The 13,508-nt window shown below is 60.4% G+C and carries 12 protein-coding genes; 2 read left to right on the forward strand and 10 right to left on the reverse strand.

Going from position 1 to position 13,508, the window contains the following annotated elements; translation table 11 throughout:
* Positions 1-80 precede the first annotated feature (80 nt).
* From ACYVIT_RS11685 to ACYVIT_RS11730, 10 genes are all read right to left on the reverse strand, one after another.
* Positions 81-812: an SDR family NAD(P)-dependent oxidoreductase gene (locus ACYVIT_RS11685; protein ID WP_415806267.1), complete on the reverse strand. Its 732-nt coding sequence runs from the start codon at positions 810-812 to the stop codon at positions 81-83.
* 46 nt (positions 813-858) lie between these two features.
* Positions 859-1,674 carry a cyclase family protein gene (locus ACYVIT_RS11690; protein ID WP_415806167.1) on the reverse strand — a complete coding sequence of 272 codons (816 nt, stop codon included), beginning with the start codon at positions 1,672-1,674 and terminating at the stop codon, positions 859-861.
* A gap of 57 nt (positions 1,675-1,731) precedes the next feature.
* Positions 1,732-2,973 (reverse strand): SDR family NAD(P)-dependent oxidoreductase, encoded by a 1,242-nt coding sequence (locus tag ACYVIT_RS11695; RefSeq protein ID WP_415806168.1) that lies wholly within the window; start codon positions 2,971-2,973, stop codon positions 1,732-1,734.
* Positions 2,970-4,145 (reverse strand): thiolase family protein, encoded by a 1,176-nt coding sequence (locus tag ACYVIT_RS11700; protein WP_415806169.1) that lies wholly within the window; start codon positions 4,143-4,145, stop codon positions 2,970-2,972. Before ACYVIT_RS11700 ends, ACYVIT_RS11695 begins: the two co-directional genes overlap by 4 nt.
* Entirely contained in the window at positions 4,142-5,776 is a 1,635-nt protein-coding gene (locus ACYVIT_RS11705) for an AMP-binding protein (RefSeq protein ID WP_415806170.1), read from the reverse strand. Before ACYVIT_RS11705 ends, ACYVIT_RS11700 begins: the two co-directional genes overlap by 4 nt.
* Positions 5,777-5,785: 9 nt before the next feature.
* Entirely contained in the window at positions 5,786-6,292 is a 507-nt protein-coding gene (locus ACYVIT_RS11710; RefSeq protein ID WP_415806171.1) for an aromatic-ring-hydroxylating dioxygenase subunit beta, read from the reverse strand.
* Complete coding sequence (locus tag ACYVIT_RS11715; protein ID WP_415806172.1) at positions 6,289-7,614, reverse strand: aromatic ring-hydroxylating dioxygenase subunit alpha; 1,326 nt, start codon at positions 7,612-7,614, stop codon at positions 6,289-6,291. The genes ACYVIT_RS11710 and ACYVIT_RS11715 overlap by 4 nt, the downstream gene beginning before the upstream one ends.
* Positions 7,615-7,644: 30 nt before the next feature.
* Positions 7,645-8,634, reverse strand: a complete 990-nt coding sequence (locus tag ACYVIT_RS11720; protein WP_415806173.1) for a PDR/VanB family oxidoreductase — start codon at positions 8,632-8,634, stop codon at positions 7,645-7,647.
* A 26-nt stretch (positions 8,635-8,660) separates the two neighbouring features.
* Positions 8,661-10,205 (reverse strand): indolepyruvate oxidoreductase subunit beta family protein, encoded by a 1,545-nt coding sequence (locus ACYVIT_RS11725; protein ID WP_415806174.1) that lies wholly within the window; start codon positions 10,203-10,205, stop codon positions 8,661-8,663.
* A gap of 82 nt (positions 10,206-10,287) precedes the next feature.
* Entirely contained in the window at positions 10,288-12,663 is a 2,376-nt protein-coding gene (locus ACYVIT_RS11730; protein WP_415806175.1) for a thiamine pyrophosphate-dependent enzyme, read from the reverse strand.
* Between the two features lie 151 nt (positions 12,664-12,814).
* On the opposite strand from ACYVIT_RS11730, the gene ACYVIT_RS11735 reads away from it, so the two are divergent.
* Together ACYVIT_RS11735 and ACYVIT_RS11740 are read left to right on the forward strand one after the other, a co-directional pair.
* Positions 12,815-13,018, forward strand: coding sequence for a hypothetical protein (locus ACYVIT_RS11735; protein WP_415806176.1), 204 nt, complete (start codon positions 12,815-12,817; stop codon positions 13,016-13,018).
* The gene (locus ACYVIT_RS11740) at positions 13,015-13,494 is read left to right on the forward strand and encodes a MarR family winged helix-turn-helix transcriptional regulator (protein WP_415806177.1); all 480 of its coding nucleotides are present in this window, start codon (positions 13,015-13,017) and stop codon (positions 13,492-13,494) included. Before ACYVIT_RS11735 ends, ACYVIT_RS11740 begins: the two co-directional genes overlap by 4 nt.
* The last annotated feature ends 14 nt before the right edge of the window (positions 13,495-13,508 follow it).

Consider the following 13,508-nt stretch of genomic DNA (forward strand, 5'->3'; position numbering starts at 1 on the left):
GAGAGGGAGAGAAACGAATGCTGCAATGAGGGAATAAGACGACGACGGAACTGCTTTGGGGTACGAGGCGCGATGCGATGTCAGATCGTGATGGAACTCACACTGGCGCCGCCACAGACATACAAGGTTTGACCCGTCACGAAGCTATTGGCGGGATCTGCAAAAAACATGACGGCGCGGGCGACATCATCCGGCAGGCCCACGCGTTGTACCGGGATGCCGCGCGCGAGCTGCTGTTCGCGTTCACTACCGGCAGGAATGACATCGTGGAACATATCTGTTTTGATCGGGCCTGGGGCGACGACGTTGACCGTAATGCCGTGCGGGGCCAGTTCCAACGACCACGTGCGCGCCATGCCTATCATGCCGGCCTTGGTGGCGGAGTACGCTGTGCGTGTAGGCAGCCCCAGTGCGCCGCGCGAGGACATCAGAACAATACGGCCGAACTTGCGCTCCTGCATCCCGGGCAGGGCTGCCTGCACCAGGCTGATGGCGGCGCCCAGATGCAATTGGGTCAGTCCATGCAATTGTTCCTGCGTGACGTCAGGTAGCAGATTGGGCCAGATAACGCCTGCGTTATGCACGATATGGCTGACGGGATAGTCCTGCGCGATTTGTGCGGCAGCCTGCGCGGTAGCGTTCGCATCCAGCAAATCCGCCTGCACACTGATCAGGCGTTCGTGCGTGAAATCGGGATCGCGCCGCGCCAGCGACACGACGCGCCAGCCGGCATCGAGCATGCTGCGGCAGATTTCGGCGCCTATCCCGGCGCTGCCGCCGGTGACCAGCGCGACGTAGTTCTTGTTTTCCATGAATTCCCCTGTGATCTGTATATCGTCTCGTGCGAATTGACGCAGGTCAATGCGTAGCATCCCGCGTAGCCTGCGCGGGCGCGGATGGGGTGAGGGCTAATACCCGCAATGGACTGCCAGACCCTTTACGTATTTTTAGCGGCGCCGAGAAAATGACCGCACCTGTGGCCGACAACTGATCCAGGTTCGTCAGGCACTGCAGGCCATAGCGGTTATTGCCGTGCATGTAGTAATGACAGGGATAGGGCGGATCCAGATGCTGGGCCTGTCCGGCATCCGTGCCTACGGACTCCGTGCCAAAGCCATGCACGTCGCGTTCGCGTATCAGCCACGGCACGACTTCCGCGTCGGGCCCCGGCGAGTGTGCGCCGTCATCACGCATATTCAGATAGTCCGCCGGCTTGGCCCGTTTGGACCAGTCGGTGCGCATCAGTACCCAGCTGCGCGGGGGAATTCGGCCATGAGCGGCCTCCCATTCGCGCACATAATCTATCGTCAGCAGAAAATCGGGATTGTTGCGAGCGGGCTCCGAGCAATCGATGACGCAGGCCGAGGCGATGAACGCCTCGACAGGAATGGTGTCGACGGTATTATCGGGTTGATCCTTGCCGGACACCCAATGCGCGGGCGCATCGAAGTGCGTGCCGGTATGCTCGGAGCACGAAAAATTATTCCAATACCAAGCCGGGCCCCGTTCGTCATAGCGGGAAATTTCCTCCAGACGGAACGGCCAGGCCTGGCCGAATTCCGGCGGCAGCACGATAGTCGGGAATTCCGGCGTCAAGGTTTCGGTCAGATCCACGATGCGAATGCGGCCACTGATCAATTCGCTCATGAACTGGGTCAATACATGGGTATCCATTACCAAGGCTCCAATCAATCGATAGGGGATGCGGCGTGTGCGTCGTAATGGACGGCCTCAGGCGCCCAATTCGCGCTCGAGCGCTTTGGGGTTTTCCGTCAGGCGTTCGCAGAATTCCTGCGCGACATCGCCTACGTACACGTCCTCGGTTCCTTGTTTCAAACTGCGGATGACTGCTTGCGCCAGTGCCTGCGGCGTAACGCGCGGCGGCGGCGTGCGCTGTTCCCATTCGTGATCCAGCGGCCCGGGGAATACATTGATGACGCGAATGCCGGATGGCCGCATCTCGGCGCGCAGGCATTGCGACAATGACAATGCGGCGGCCTTGGACGCGGACCACATGCCGCGCGAGGGCAGATTCATCTGGGCGTAAATAGACAGGATATTGACCCAGGCCACGGCATTGCGCGTCCCGTCGGCAGCGCGCCCGCATAGTGCTGGCCCGAAATGCTGGGCCAAGCGCATCAGGCCCAGCACATTGATATCCAGCGCATCGCGCGCGACGTTGACGTCGCGGGTCGTCATGACACCGCCTTCGCGCTCCATGTCGGCGGTATTGATCAGAATCTCGACCTTGCCCCCCAGCGACGCAGCGGCACGCTGTACCGAATCGGTATCGGTGACGTCCAGCGTGACGGCCTGGATGCGGTCGTCCTTCAGCAGGGCGTCATAGGCCTCGACAGGACGCCAGGGCTGCGGATCGCCGAGGAATATCGTCGATGCGCCCGCATCCAGCAAGGCGGTGGCCAGGGCCTGGCCAGCAGCCGATTTACCGTCGGTGATCAACACGCGACGGAACTTGGGATCGCACGAGGTCTCGCGCAGAACGGGATCGTCAGCCATATGCGGCGTGTCCTTTTCAGGTAAAGCGATCATGACGGCCTGGCCAGAGCGATCCAGGCGCAATGTCAGACGTACGCGTGCGCCATCGGCGCAGTCTTGATGCACATGCGCCACCACCGAGGGGCCTGCATCCATACGCACGGTGCCGACTCTCCACGGCAGGCGCTCGCGAAAATACAGGTCGTTGCTATGGTGCAAAGTGGTGCTCGCGAGCAATACGCCTTCGTGGTTGACAGATTCCCATGCCAACTCGTGCGACAGGCATGCGCCGCAGACTTCACGCGGGGGATATTGCACCGTGGCGCAGGCGGAACACACTTGCAGTTCGAATCGTCCCAACGCGGCGGCGCGCGTCAGCCCTAGTGCGCAACGGCTGCGGGGGCCCGGCGGCAGCGTCGGCTGCCGAGTCCGGGCGATAGGGTTTTTCTTGGCCGGAGGGTTCAGCGGCTGCGTCATGCGTCGCTCCTGGCCAGGACCGCGGCGGCGGTGCATAGTCCGCGGTCGTAGTTGATCATGCCGAAACCACTGACCAGTCCCGTTTGTGCCTGCGCGACTTGCGTGCCGCCTGCTGTGTCCGTCAGTTGCCGTAGTGCTTCGACCAATCCCAGGTAGCCACCTGCCGCGCCAGCCTGACCGACAGAGAGTTGGCCGCCGTTGGTATTAAACGGAAAGGTCCCGTCTATCGTGAACGTGTTGTCGCGCACAAATTGCGGTGCATCGCCTTTGGCACAAAATCTCAGATCTTCGATCTGCATCAGATTGATGACCGGATAGTCGTCGTAGGCTTGCATAAAGTCCATATCTTGCGGACCACGGCCCGCCAGCGCGTAGAGTTCGTCCACATCCATGGTCCATCCGCCGCGTTGCTGAATCGGGTCCTCGCTCCAGGCATTGTGGCGTTCGATGGTGGATAGGATGCGTACACCCGTCAGACCCAGTGCCTTTGCTCGATCCGTACTCATTACCAGAAACGCATCTGCCCCGGCGCAGGGCATGACGCAATCGAACAAATGGATCGGGTCGGTGATCAGACGCGCGTCCAGATACTGTTGCAGGCTCAGCGGTTTTTTCATCAGCGCGTGCGGATAGCGCAGTGCGTTGTCGCGTTGCGCGACACACAGCTTGCCAAAGTCCTCGCGAGTGGCGCCAGTTTGCGCCATGTAGTGCGCCGTCAGCAGCGCAAAGCTGGCATTGGGGCCACCGGCGCCATACGGGTACACGGCGTCCTGGGCAAAGCGCGAGAACTGGCTGACCGTGTTGCGAAACGAATCCACATGATTGGTATCGCCCGCCAGACAGGCAACGACGTCGGCATCGCCGGCTTGCACGGCACGAGCAGCCCTGCGCAGAGCCACGACACCGCTCGCCCCGCCCATCGGAATGTGATCGAGCCAACGCGGCGCCATGCCCAAATGCTGAGTCAAGCCGACGGCAGTATCCGGCGCCAGCGTAAAACTCGAGACGCACATGCCATCGACGTCCGTTTTTTGCAGACCCGATGCGTGCAGCAATTCATACAATGCGCGGCCCAGCCACCAGTGGGCGCTATGCGTGCTGTAGCGCGCATAGGGTATCGTCACGGGGCAAACCGCGACGACACCCTCATATCCGCGACGCAGCGTAGTCATGCGGGCACCTCTTGGCGCTTTTTCATGGCGCAGGTATCGACGCAGCGCGTGGTGCCCGGCAGCGTCGGCGCGAGGGCTTTCATCTCGCCGCGCTGGATCTTGTTGGTGGTGGTCAGGGGCAGGGCCTCGACAAAAGCCACGAACCCCGGAGCCTTGTAATAGGCCAGTTGCGTCAGACACCAGCGGACGATGTCATGGGCCGCATCCCGCATCGCGTGGGCATCGGCGGGCATGGTGACAGGCACGACGCAGGCCAGGACCTCATCGCCACGCACCGCGTCCGGGACAGCGGCCACGGCGACGCTTTTAATCAGGGGATGTTGTGCGAGCACGCTTTCGACTTCGACGGCGGAGATGTTCTCGCCACTGCGGCGGATCACGTTTTTCTTGCGGTCGACGAAATGCATATTGCCATCGGGCTCGCGGCGTACCAGGTCGCCGGTATGGAACCAGCCGTCCTGCCATGCCGCTGCCGTGGCGGCCTCGTCCTTGAGATAGCCGGCAAAGAAACCGTAACGCGGATCCTCGCCTGCATGGCACACGAGCAGCTCGCCTGGGATGCCATCGGCTACGTCCAGGCCCGCGTCATCGACAATGCGAACCCGCACATCATCCTCGGCCGCGCCAAAACAATTGGTGCCCGTGTGACGCGGCTCGTGATTCGCAATGATGACCGCGCCCGCGCCGGTCTCCGTCATCGCCCAAGCTTCCAGCAACGGAAAGCCAAAGCGCGCCTCAAAGGGATCGTGCAATGCACGGTCAACACCCGCGCCGAAGCCAAATCGAATCTGGTGATCGCGATCTTGCGGCGCGGGTGCCGCTTTCATCAAGATAGCGGGCATTACGCCCAGATAATGCAACACCGTCGCGCGGGAATCGCGTACGTTGGCCCACCACGTCTGCGGGTGAAAACGGTCCAGCGTAATCAGGCATCCCCCCGTCAGCAACATCGCCATCGCCGAGTAGGCCATAGCATTCATGTGTACCAGGGGCAGAGGCGTCAGCATGCGATCCCGCCCTGCATGCAAGGTCGCGAGCCCCCCGATGTTGGCGTACCAGTTGCCGGCATGCAGGAAATAGCGGTTGGGCAGAATGCAGCCTTTGGGACGTCCAGTGGTGCCGGACGTGTAGAGCAGGGCGCACTCGGTCATGATGCCGGGGGCAGTCCCGGCCGCAGGGGCGGGGAATGGTGCAGGCGGTGGTGCGGCATCGGCGGCGATGATTTGCAGGGGACGATTTGCGCGCTCTGCCGCAGCGCGCAGTTCTTGATGACGCGAAGGCAGGGCGATGGCGATGGCGATCTCGCTATGGCCGATCAGATATTCCAGTTCTGCAGCGCGCAGATCGCCATTGATAGGAACGACCGAAACGCCCAATCCGTTCAGCGCATACCAATGCAAAAAGAAATCCGGCCGATTTTCCAGCAGCAAACCCGCGCGATGGCCGTGTCCATAACCGGCTCGCTGATAAGCCTCGCGCAGCGCTTCGATGCGGCTTCTCGCGTCCCGATAGCTGATTTCGCCAGCGTGGATGCCATAAATTTCGGCCGTTTCCTCCAGCACACAGAGCATCGCATTGGATGGCCATTTCTGTGTTGCGTCTACAAACGCTTGGTAAACCGTGGCGCTCACGTGGCCCCCTTACATGAATAGCTGGATGTTGCCAAAGGCGGCATTACAATTGACCAAGTCCACCCGCTTTAGCCGGATGCGCAACGCCCCGTCGTGTTCGACCAGGTGTAGCGTGGACCAACCTGCATAGAGTTGCTGCGCATCCTGCCGGGTTTCGACATAGTGAAACGCCACGCGTACGACATAGCGCCCTTGGTCAGGTACATGTTCAGGATGATCTCGTTCGATCGTGGGCTGTTGCAGCAAATGGTGACAGCGGCTTTTGGGTTGCTGCGAAAACGTGCGTTGTCCGTTTAGCCGCTCGATACGCACTTGCAGCAGTAGTTTGTCCTCGTACATCAATGAGGCATGCAGGCGAGGGTCCTGCTGGTCATGCGCGAGCGGCATCCAGTAGTAAGCATCGTCGGTATAGAGCGCCAACCATTGCTCGAACTTCAGCTCATCCAGCAACCTTGCCTCGGCATAGACAAAGTCCAGCAGGTCCTGTTCGCTCACGGCGGTCGTTGACGAGTTCATGCCGCGTCCTCCATGCCCTGGGTCATATAGCGTGCCCAGGCTCGATATTGGTTACGCATCTGCCATTCGTTGGTACCGTTGGTGACGACGTTCTTCTGACCGTGTTCGGCAGCGTCATAGAGGCGGCCCACATTGACCCAGCTGCGCGCGCGTGTCCGTAGGCCATCCTGGGCGCGTTCGTACATTTCCAGATCGTCGTGGCCCACTACCGAGGTGGGGGCATTGATCAGGCGGTTATACATCAGCGTTCGCTCCAGCAACAGATCGGGGGCTCCGACCAGACGGAACGTCCAGGACTCGACCAGCGTACGATCCGCGGCCAGCGGCTTGAAAATACGCAGCGTCTGAATGGGACCCTTTACCATGATGTTGGGGAAATACACGGTGTTATGCCGTACATCGCCCAGGATGGCCTTGGTGCGGTCCTCGCCGTAGGCGGCCACCATTGCGTCCCAATAGCCCGGGATCGCCGAATACGAGGCGTGAATCGAATCAGAGACGCCAGTGTGTCCGTGTCCGTTTTCCCAGACGCGAATGCCCATACCCTCGAAAAACTCGTACGGTGAAATAAACGGCGCGTACAGCTCGACTGCCATAGGTTTGGGCGTGCCCTCGGGGGCCTGTTCCCAGACGCGTACCGCAGTGCCGGCTGAAGATTCATGCGCCACCATCGGGTGGCAGGTATCGGTCTGGTTATCGACCAGCATTTTCCAGTTGCAGCGATGCATATAGCGGAATACGCCGCCTGCCACCTCGAGCCGACCCTCGGGGGATCGATCCACCATGTTGTCCAGCGTGGAGAGGGACTCGCCAAAAAAGGTTTCGAAATCTTCGCCCTCGTCGCTCAGGCGGCAGAACACGAATCCGCGGTGATTGTGGATATTGGCGACCGCAGCCATGCCCTTGCTGGCTTCGCAATGTTCCAGGCCCGTGTTCTCGTAACCCTTTTTGAGCGGAATGGACAGCGGACTGCCATCGGTTTTGAACGTCCAGGCGTGATAGGGGCAGCGAAAAAATTTACCCGTATTGCCACACGCGTCGCCCGCGACCATGGTGCCCTTATGGGGACAGCGATTGATCAAGACGCGGACATTTCGATCCGTGTGGCGCACCATGACCACCGGCTCGTCGCCGACCGTCGTGGTGATGTAGTCGCCAGGATTCGGAACCTGGCTGTCATGGCCCACATAGACCCAGGTGCGGGCATACAGCTGTTCCATTTCCAGTTCGAACAGTTCCTGATCGACGAATAGGTCTTTGTGCACCTCGGTGTCACGCACCAGTGCACGGATGGCGTCGGGGTTGTTGCGATAGTGGCCCATGATGTTTCCCCTGTTTTTACGTCTCGTGCGTCACAGATCCAGCACCAGGCGCGCGGATTTCGCACGCGAGATGCAGATCTGGATCACTTTGCCTTCGGCTTTTTCTTTGTCCGACAGGTAATAGTCGCGATGATCGGGGGTGCCCTCGAGGACGGTGGCCTGACAGACGCCGCATTCACCGCGCTTGCAGTCATACATGGGATCGCAGCCAGCTTCCTCCATGACCTCGACGATGGTTTTGTCGGCGGGAATGGTCAGCACCGTGCCGCTTTGCTTGAGCTCGACTTCAAAGGGCTGATCGCCAGCCAACGGGGCTGCCGTTGTGAATAGCTCGAAATGGATATGCGTGTCGGGCCATTGCCGTTGGCGTGCCCCGGCAATGACGGCATCGATCATGCCCTGTGGTCCGCAAACATACAGGTGCTGATGCGGTGCGTAGGTATCCAGTAATGCATCGAGATTCAAGGCAGACAGCGGATCGTTGTCCACATGTACAGTGAGGTGTTCGCCGGCCAACGTACGGAGTTCGTCAATCAGCGCCAACTGATCGCGGCAGCGGCCGCAGTAATGCAAAACGAACTCGCGGTCCGTGTGTTTCAGCGCTGCAGCCATCGATGCGATGGGGGTAATGCCGATACCGCCTGCAATGAGCACGGTCCGATGACGGTCTACCGATTCCTGAGGCGAGCAGGCATGCAGTGGAAAATCGTTCTTCGGCCCTTGCACCGTCAGCGTGTCGCCGACCTGCACCCCGTGCATGTAGCGGGATCCGCCGCCGCCGGCTTCGTCCAGGCGAACGCCCAAGCGATATTGACGAGGAGCGGCAAAGGCCGAGGTATCAGCGCATGTTGCGATCAGCGAATAGCAACGAGGTTCGGCCAGGCCCGGGATCCGGACTTTCAAATGCGCGCCAGGCTCAAATGCAGGCAGCGTGCCACCGTCCGCATTTTCCAGGACAAAAGTGCGCACCAGCGGCGTTGCCTGCTGGATGTCGCGAATGATGAGGTTCAAAGTCTGCACGATGTCTCCGTAGCGATCGCGGCGGTTCAGGCGGCGATGGCCTGTTTGGCTTGGTTTTCCAGCGGGCCGCAGGCGACTTGGGACAGGGCGGTTTCCCGCAGAGCGCGCAGCGTTTGCGCGGCATCCGGGCGGCCTGCCAACTGGCGGGCGGTGTCGAGCAATGTGCCGTACTTGCTCGTGCCGCGTGAATGCGTGTCGCTGTAGCCTTTGACGAGCCGGCGGCAGTTCACGACCTCGACCGCGAGTGCGTAATCGCGAGGTACGAGCTCGGCGATCAAATCCAGCCATTCCCGCAAGGCTTGCGTTTCGATCTGATGGCGCAAGGTCCGGCGGCGGATGCGCCGCATGCCGGCCAGGCCATAGAGCATCAGGAACCCCGTCAACGAGGTGCTGTTCAGGCGGCGTCCTTTGCCCAGGCGGCGGCTGACAAATCCTGACAGGCTCGGCGAGCGCTCGATCCAGCGGCCCAGGGCCACCGGCAGCGTGCCACAGATTTCCTCAACGCGAGGGTGCATATAGTCGGTGGTGTAGACCAACTGATCCGGTTTGGCGCCGACCTCGGTACGCACGCGGTCAAAGCGGGTGCCACGTGTTTTGAGATCGGCCACTCGAATGACGTCGTCGTACGCCATCGCCACCGCGAGATAGCGCGCAGCCGCACGGGTCAATGCCCAATCGTGACCGGCGCCGCCGTATTGTTCGTCCAATGCGTGCAGCGCCGCCATGCGATCCAGATATTCGCGGGCATACGCCATGTCTTGAAATTCGGCCGTACGCTGTGCTCCGGCGGCCAGCAGCGGCTGGGCTACGCTCGGAAAATCATGCGTGATGCGATCCAGCAGCGCTTGCGCGCCCGGTGCGGCGGCGCGCGTCGGCACCGCAGGTATTTCGCGTTCGCGATCAATCGGGGCAGGAACGGCAGGGGCTGTGGCAGCGGCCTCGTAGCCCAGCGCGAATGCACGCAAGCTCGCTTTGACGCCGAGGCCACCACGTTCGATCGTGGCCTCGAAATCCTGGCGGCTAAAGGGCAGGGCGCCGCTGCCCGCCACGGCGCCAAACAGGCTGGCGCTGATGACGCTGCCGGCCTGATCCGCCAAGGCCTGCAAATCAAAGCACAGGAAACGTTGCGCGGCGACACGCCCAGCATCGAGCACCTTATTCGGGTCGGCAATGCCGTTACCGGGCGCAGATTTTTCGCTGACCGCAAAACTGCGGTGGGAGGACGAGATCAATGTCGTGCGTTCAGGCGTGACAAGACCGCGCTGAATGGCGCGGCCGCCTTCCATCAATTCCGCCGCCACGACCAGATCGACATCGCCGGGTGTGGGCATGAGGGCCAGCGCCGGTTGGCGGCCAGCTTGTTGCACAGCGGATTCGGGCAAGAGCTCCAGATAGTAAATCGTGGCCCCGGTACGTTGCGCCACCCCCGGCACAGAGGTGGTTTGTGCCCACCAGCCTGCGTGTTCGGCCATATCCACGATCCAATCAGCCAACACCCCTCCGCCTTGGCCACCCATGGCGAGGACAGCGATCTTGATCGGAGATGCGGCGGTTACAGCGTTTGTGTGCATGCAAGTCTCGAGATGGAAAAAACCATACAAGTCGTCATTCGGTGCGATGGGAATCAATAGGCCCGTCGCTGATACTGCGGTGCTACCAGGCTGTCTGCGCCAGACGTCTGGCGCGTCGTTTTTGCAGGAAACCAATCACAGCGCCGCGCATGCGTGCCGCGGTGAGATCCCATTTGGTCGGGTTGTGCACGATATCGGCGCGATAAAACGAAGGACACAGTACGGCGGCGTGAGCGACCTCGCCGCAATTGCCGCAGCCGACGCAACTGCTTTCCACATGAGCGACCGGATCCTCTTTCAACGGATCGCCGCTATCTTTCACGCTGAGCGACGGGCAGCCCGACAGGCGGATGCACGCGTGATCTCCGGTACAGACATCGGGGTCCACGCCAAAACGTTCTTTCACCACGCGCTTGCCGTCCTTGACGGCCTGGTTGAACTGCGGCTTGATGCGGCGTTGCTTGTTCAGCATGCACTCGGACTGTGCGATGATGACCTTCGGGCCTTTTTCGTCGGTGGTCAGGGCTTCTTCGATCGTGGCGCGGACCTTGGCGACGTCGTAGGTGCGATCCAGCGTGCGTACCCATTTGACGCCCACGCCGCGCACGGCTGCATCGATAGGGTTATTGGTGCTGCGGTCGGGATTCTGTGCACGCGAGGACAGGATGTCCTGGCCGCCTGTCGCCGATGCATAGAAGTTATCGACGATGACGATGACGCCGTCGTACTTGTTGAATACCGCATTGCCGATGCCTGACGCGAGACCGTTATGCCAGAAACCGCCATCGCCCATGATCGAGATCGGCCGCTTTGCCGCCGGAACATTAAATGCGGCTGCGCTAGAGGCACCCAGACCATAGCCCATCGTCGTCGCGCCGAGATTGAACGGCGGCAGAATCGAGAACAGATGGCAGCCGATGTCACAGGAAATATGGTGTTGTCCCAGTGTTTCCTGCGCTAGCGTCAGCGCGGAAAAAATCGGGCGCTCCGGACAGCCTGTACAAAAACCCGCAGGGCGGGGCGGCACGACCTGGGCGAGATCAGCGATGTGTTTGTGGAAAGTGATGGGTTGTTCTTTGGGGAGCGCTTTGGTACCCGTACTATCGGGTGTCTGCGTTGCCGTGCTGGACTGAGCGGCTTCTGTTCCCGCCATGTGTGCGCTGGTTGGTGCGTGTTCCACAGCCGCTGTTTGCGGAGACTCCAACAGGGTTTCCTGCACCAGATTCCGCAGCGATTGTTGACGAGCGTCAGTGTGTGCCTGGCTCGCCGGTGCGGCCGACAACGGCCCCGCATCCGCGGCGACCGCAGCATGCGTTTGCAACACCTCGGGTTGATACTTGGCCAGAAACCCGCGTATGCCATCGCGCAGCACCTGCGTTGTGTACTCGCCCGCCATCGGCAGAAAATCTTTGCCATGCAATGCGGTGTCCACACCCGCCTTGCGCAGGATGGCGTGCAGATTCTGTTCCAGATAATCGGGCTGGCCTTCTTCCAGCATCAATACCGCGCGCTTGCCCGCACAGAAACGCTGCACCTCGTCCTCGATGACGGGGTAGGTGACATTCATGACGTATAGCGGAATACGGCTGTTGCCAAAGTGATCCGCCAGCCCCAGCAACTGCAATCCGCGAATGACGCCGTTATACAGGCCGCCCTGGAGGATCAATCCAATATCCTGCAGGTCACCGTCGTCCATGAACTCGTTGAGATGATGTTCCTGGATATAGCGCACCGCGGCAGGCCAACGGTTCTTGATCTTTTCCTGCTCGTGCAGAAACGATGCTGGCGGCAGCACGATGCGATTGGTATCGCGCGAAGGATTCTCCAATGCCTGCGCGAGGGTGTATGCGGGGCGTTTGTTGTCCTTGGCAGTAAACCGGCCATGCACATGGCAGCCGCGAATGCGCAGTTGCAGCATCACGGGGGTATTGCTGGCCTCGGACAGTTCAAATCCATCCTCGACCGCCTTGACCATGCTCTCCAGATTGGGACGCGGGTCCAGCAGCCAGATCTGCGATTTCATCGCAAAGGCATGCGAACGCTCTTGCATGATCGAGGAACCCTCGCCGTAGTCTTCTCCCACAATGATCAGCGCGCCGCCTGTGACGCCACCTGAGGCCAGGTTGGCCAACGCATCAGAGGCCACGTTCGTGCCTACGGTGGATTTCCACGTGACGGCGCCGCGAATGGGATACATGACTGACGCAGCCAGCGTTGCGGCAGCGGTGGCCTCAGAGGCGCTGGCCTCGAAATGCACGCCGAGCTCTTGCAGGATCTCGTTTGCATCGGCCAGGACATCCATCAAATGCGAAATCGGCGAGCCCTGATAACCGCCCACATAGCCCACGCCGGCCTGCAACAGGCCTTTGGTGACGGCCAGAATGCCCTCACCGCGGAACTCCGTGCCCGCACCGATACGCAACTGCTGGACTTCTTTCTTGAAAGATCTTTCAGCCATGCTGTTTTCCCTGAGTCCGGAGCTGTCTGGAGCCCGTGTTCTTGTCGCGATTTCGTCATCAATGATCCGACAAACGAATTCGCCAGAATCATCCATGGATAAATACTTTAGGAGTCAACTATATAACTGTCAACAAAAAATATGATTTTTCATGGAAAAGAAAAAATATCACTTAAAAACAAGGGTGTATACGGATAGGAAAGATGATTTATATCCAGGTTTACCCTGTATCGGATTGGTGCATGGCGTGCTAAAACAGGGCGTCGCGGTATGGTGCGGGACAGCATTCGACGATCATGTTGGTGCATGTGCGAACCGTGCCTGGTTTCGGGGTAACCATGCAGGAGCCGAATGAATCCGCCATCTACGCGCTTTGTAGACGAATACCTGGCTTATCTGTTGGCGCAGGCCAGCCATCGCATCTCGGCCGATTTCCACTTGCAGGTCAACGCGGCAGGGCTGTCGGTGACCGAATGGCGCGTACTGGCGAGCTTGATGGGCGGCACGGGCGAGACCATCGGATCCCTGGCGCAATTGGCGATCACCAAACAGCCTACGCTGAGCAAAGTCGTGCAGCGTATGGAAATCGACGGTTGGGTCGAGCGCATCGGCGTGCGCGCGGATCGTCGCCAGACTCAGGTGCGGATTACCGCAGCGGGGCGGCGATTGATCGGTGGCTTATGCGATCAGGCTATGGCCCACCAACGTGAAGTGCTGGCGTCGTTTGATCCGGAGCGTGCCGCGTCTTTCATCGAGATGCTCAGGACGTTGATGCACTGGCACGAGCCCTTGGTGGATCAGAGTGACGCTGCAATGGACGGTGCTGCGTGATTGGTTTTCGCGGC

The organism is Bordetella muralis (assembly GCF_054781015.1).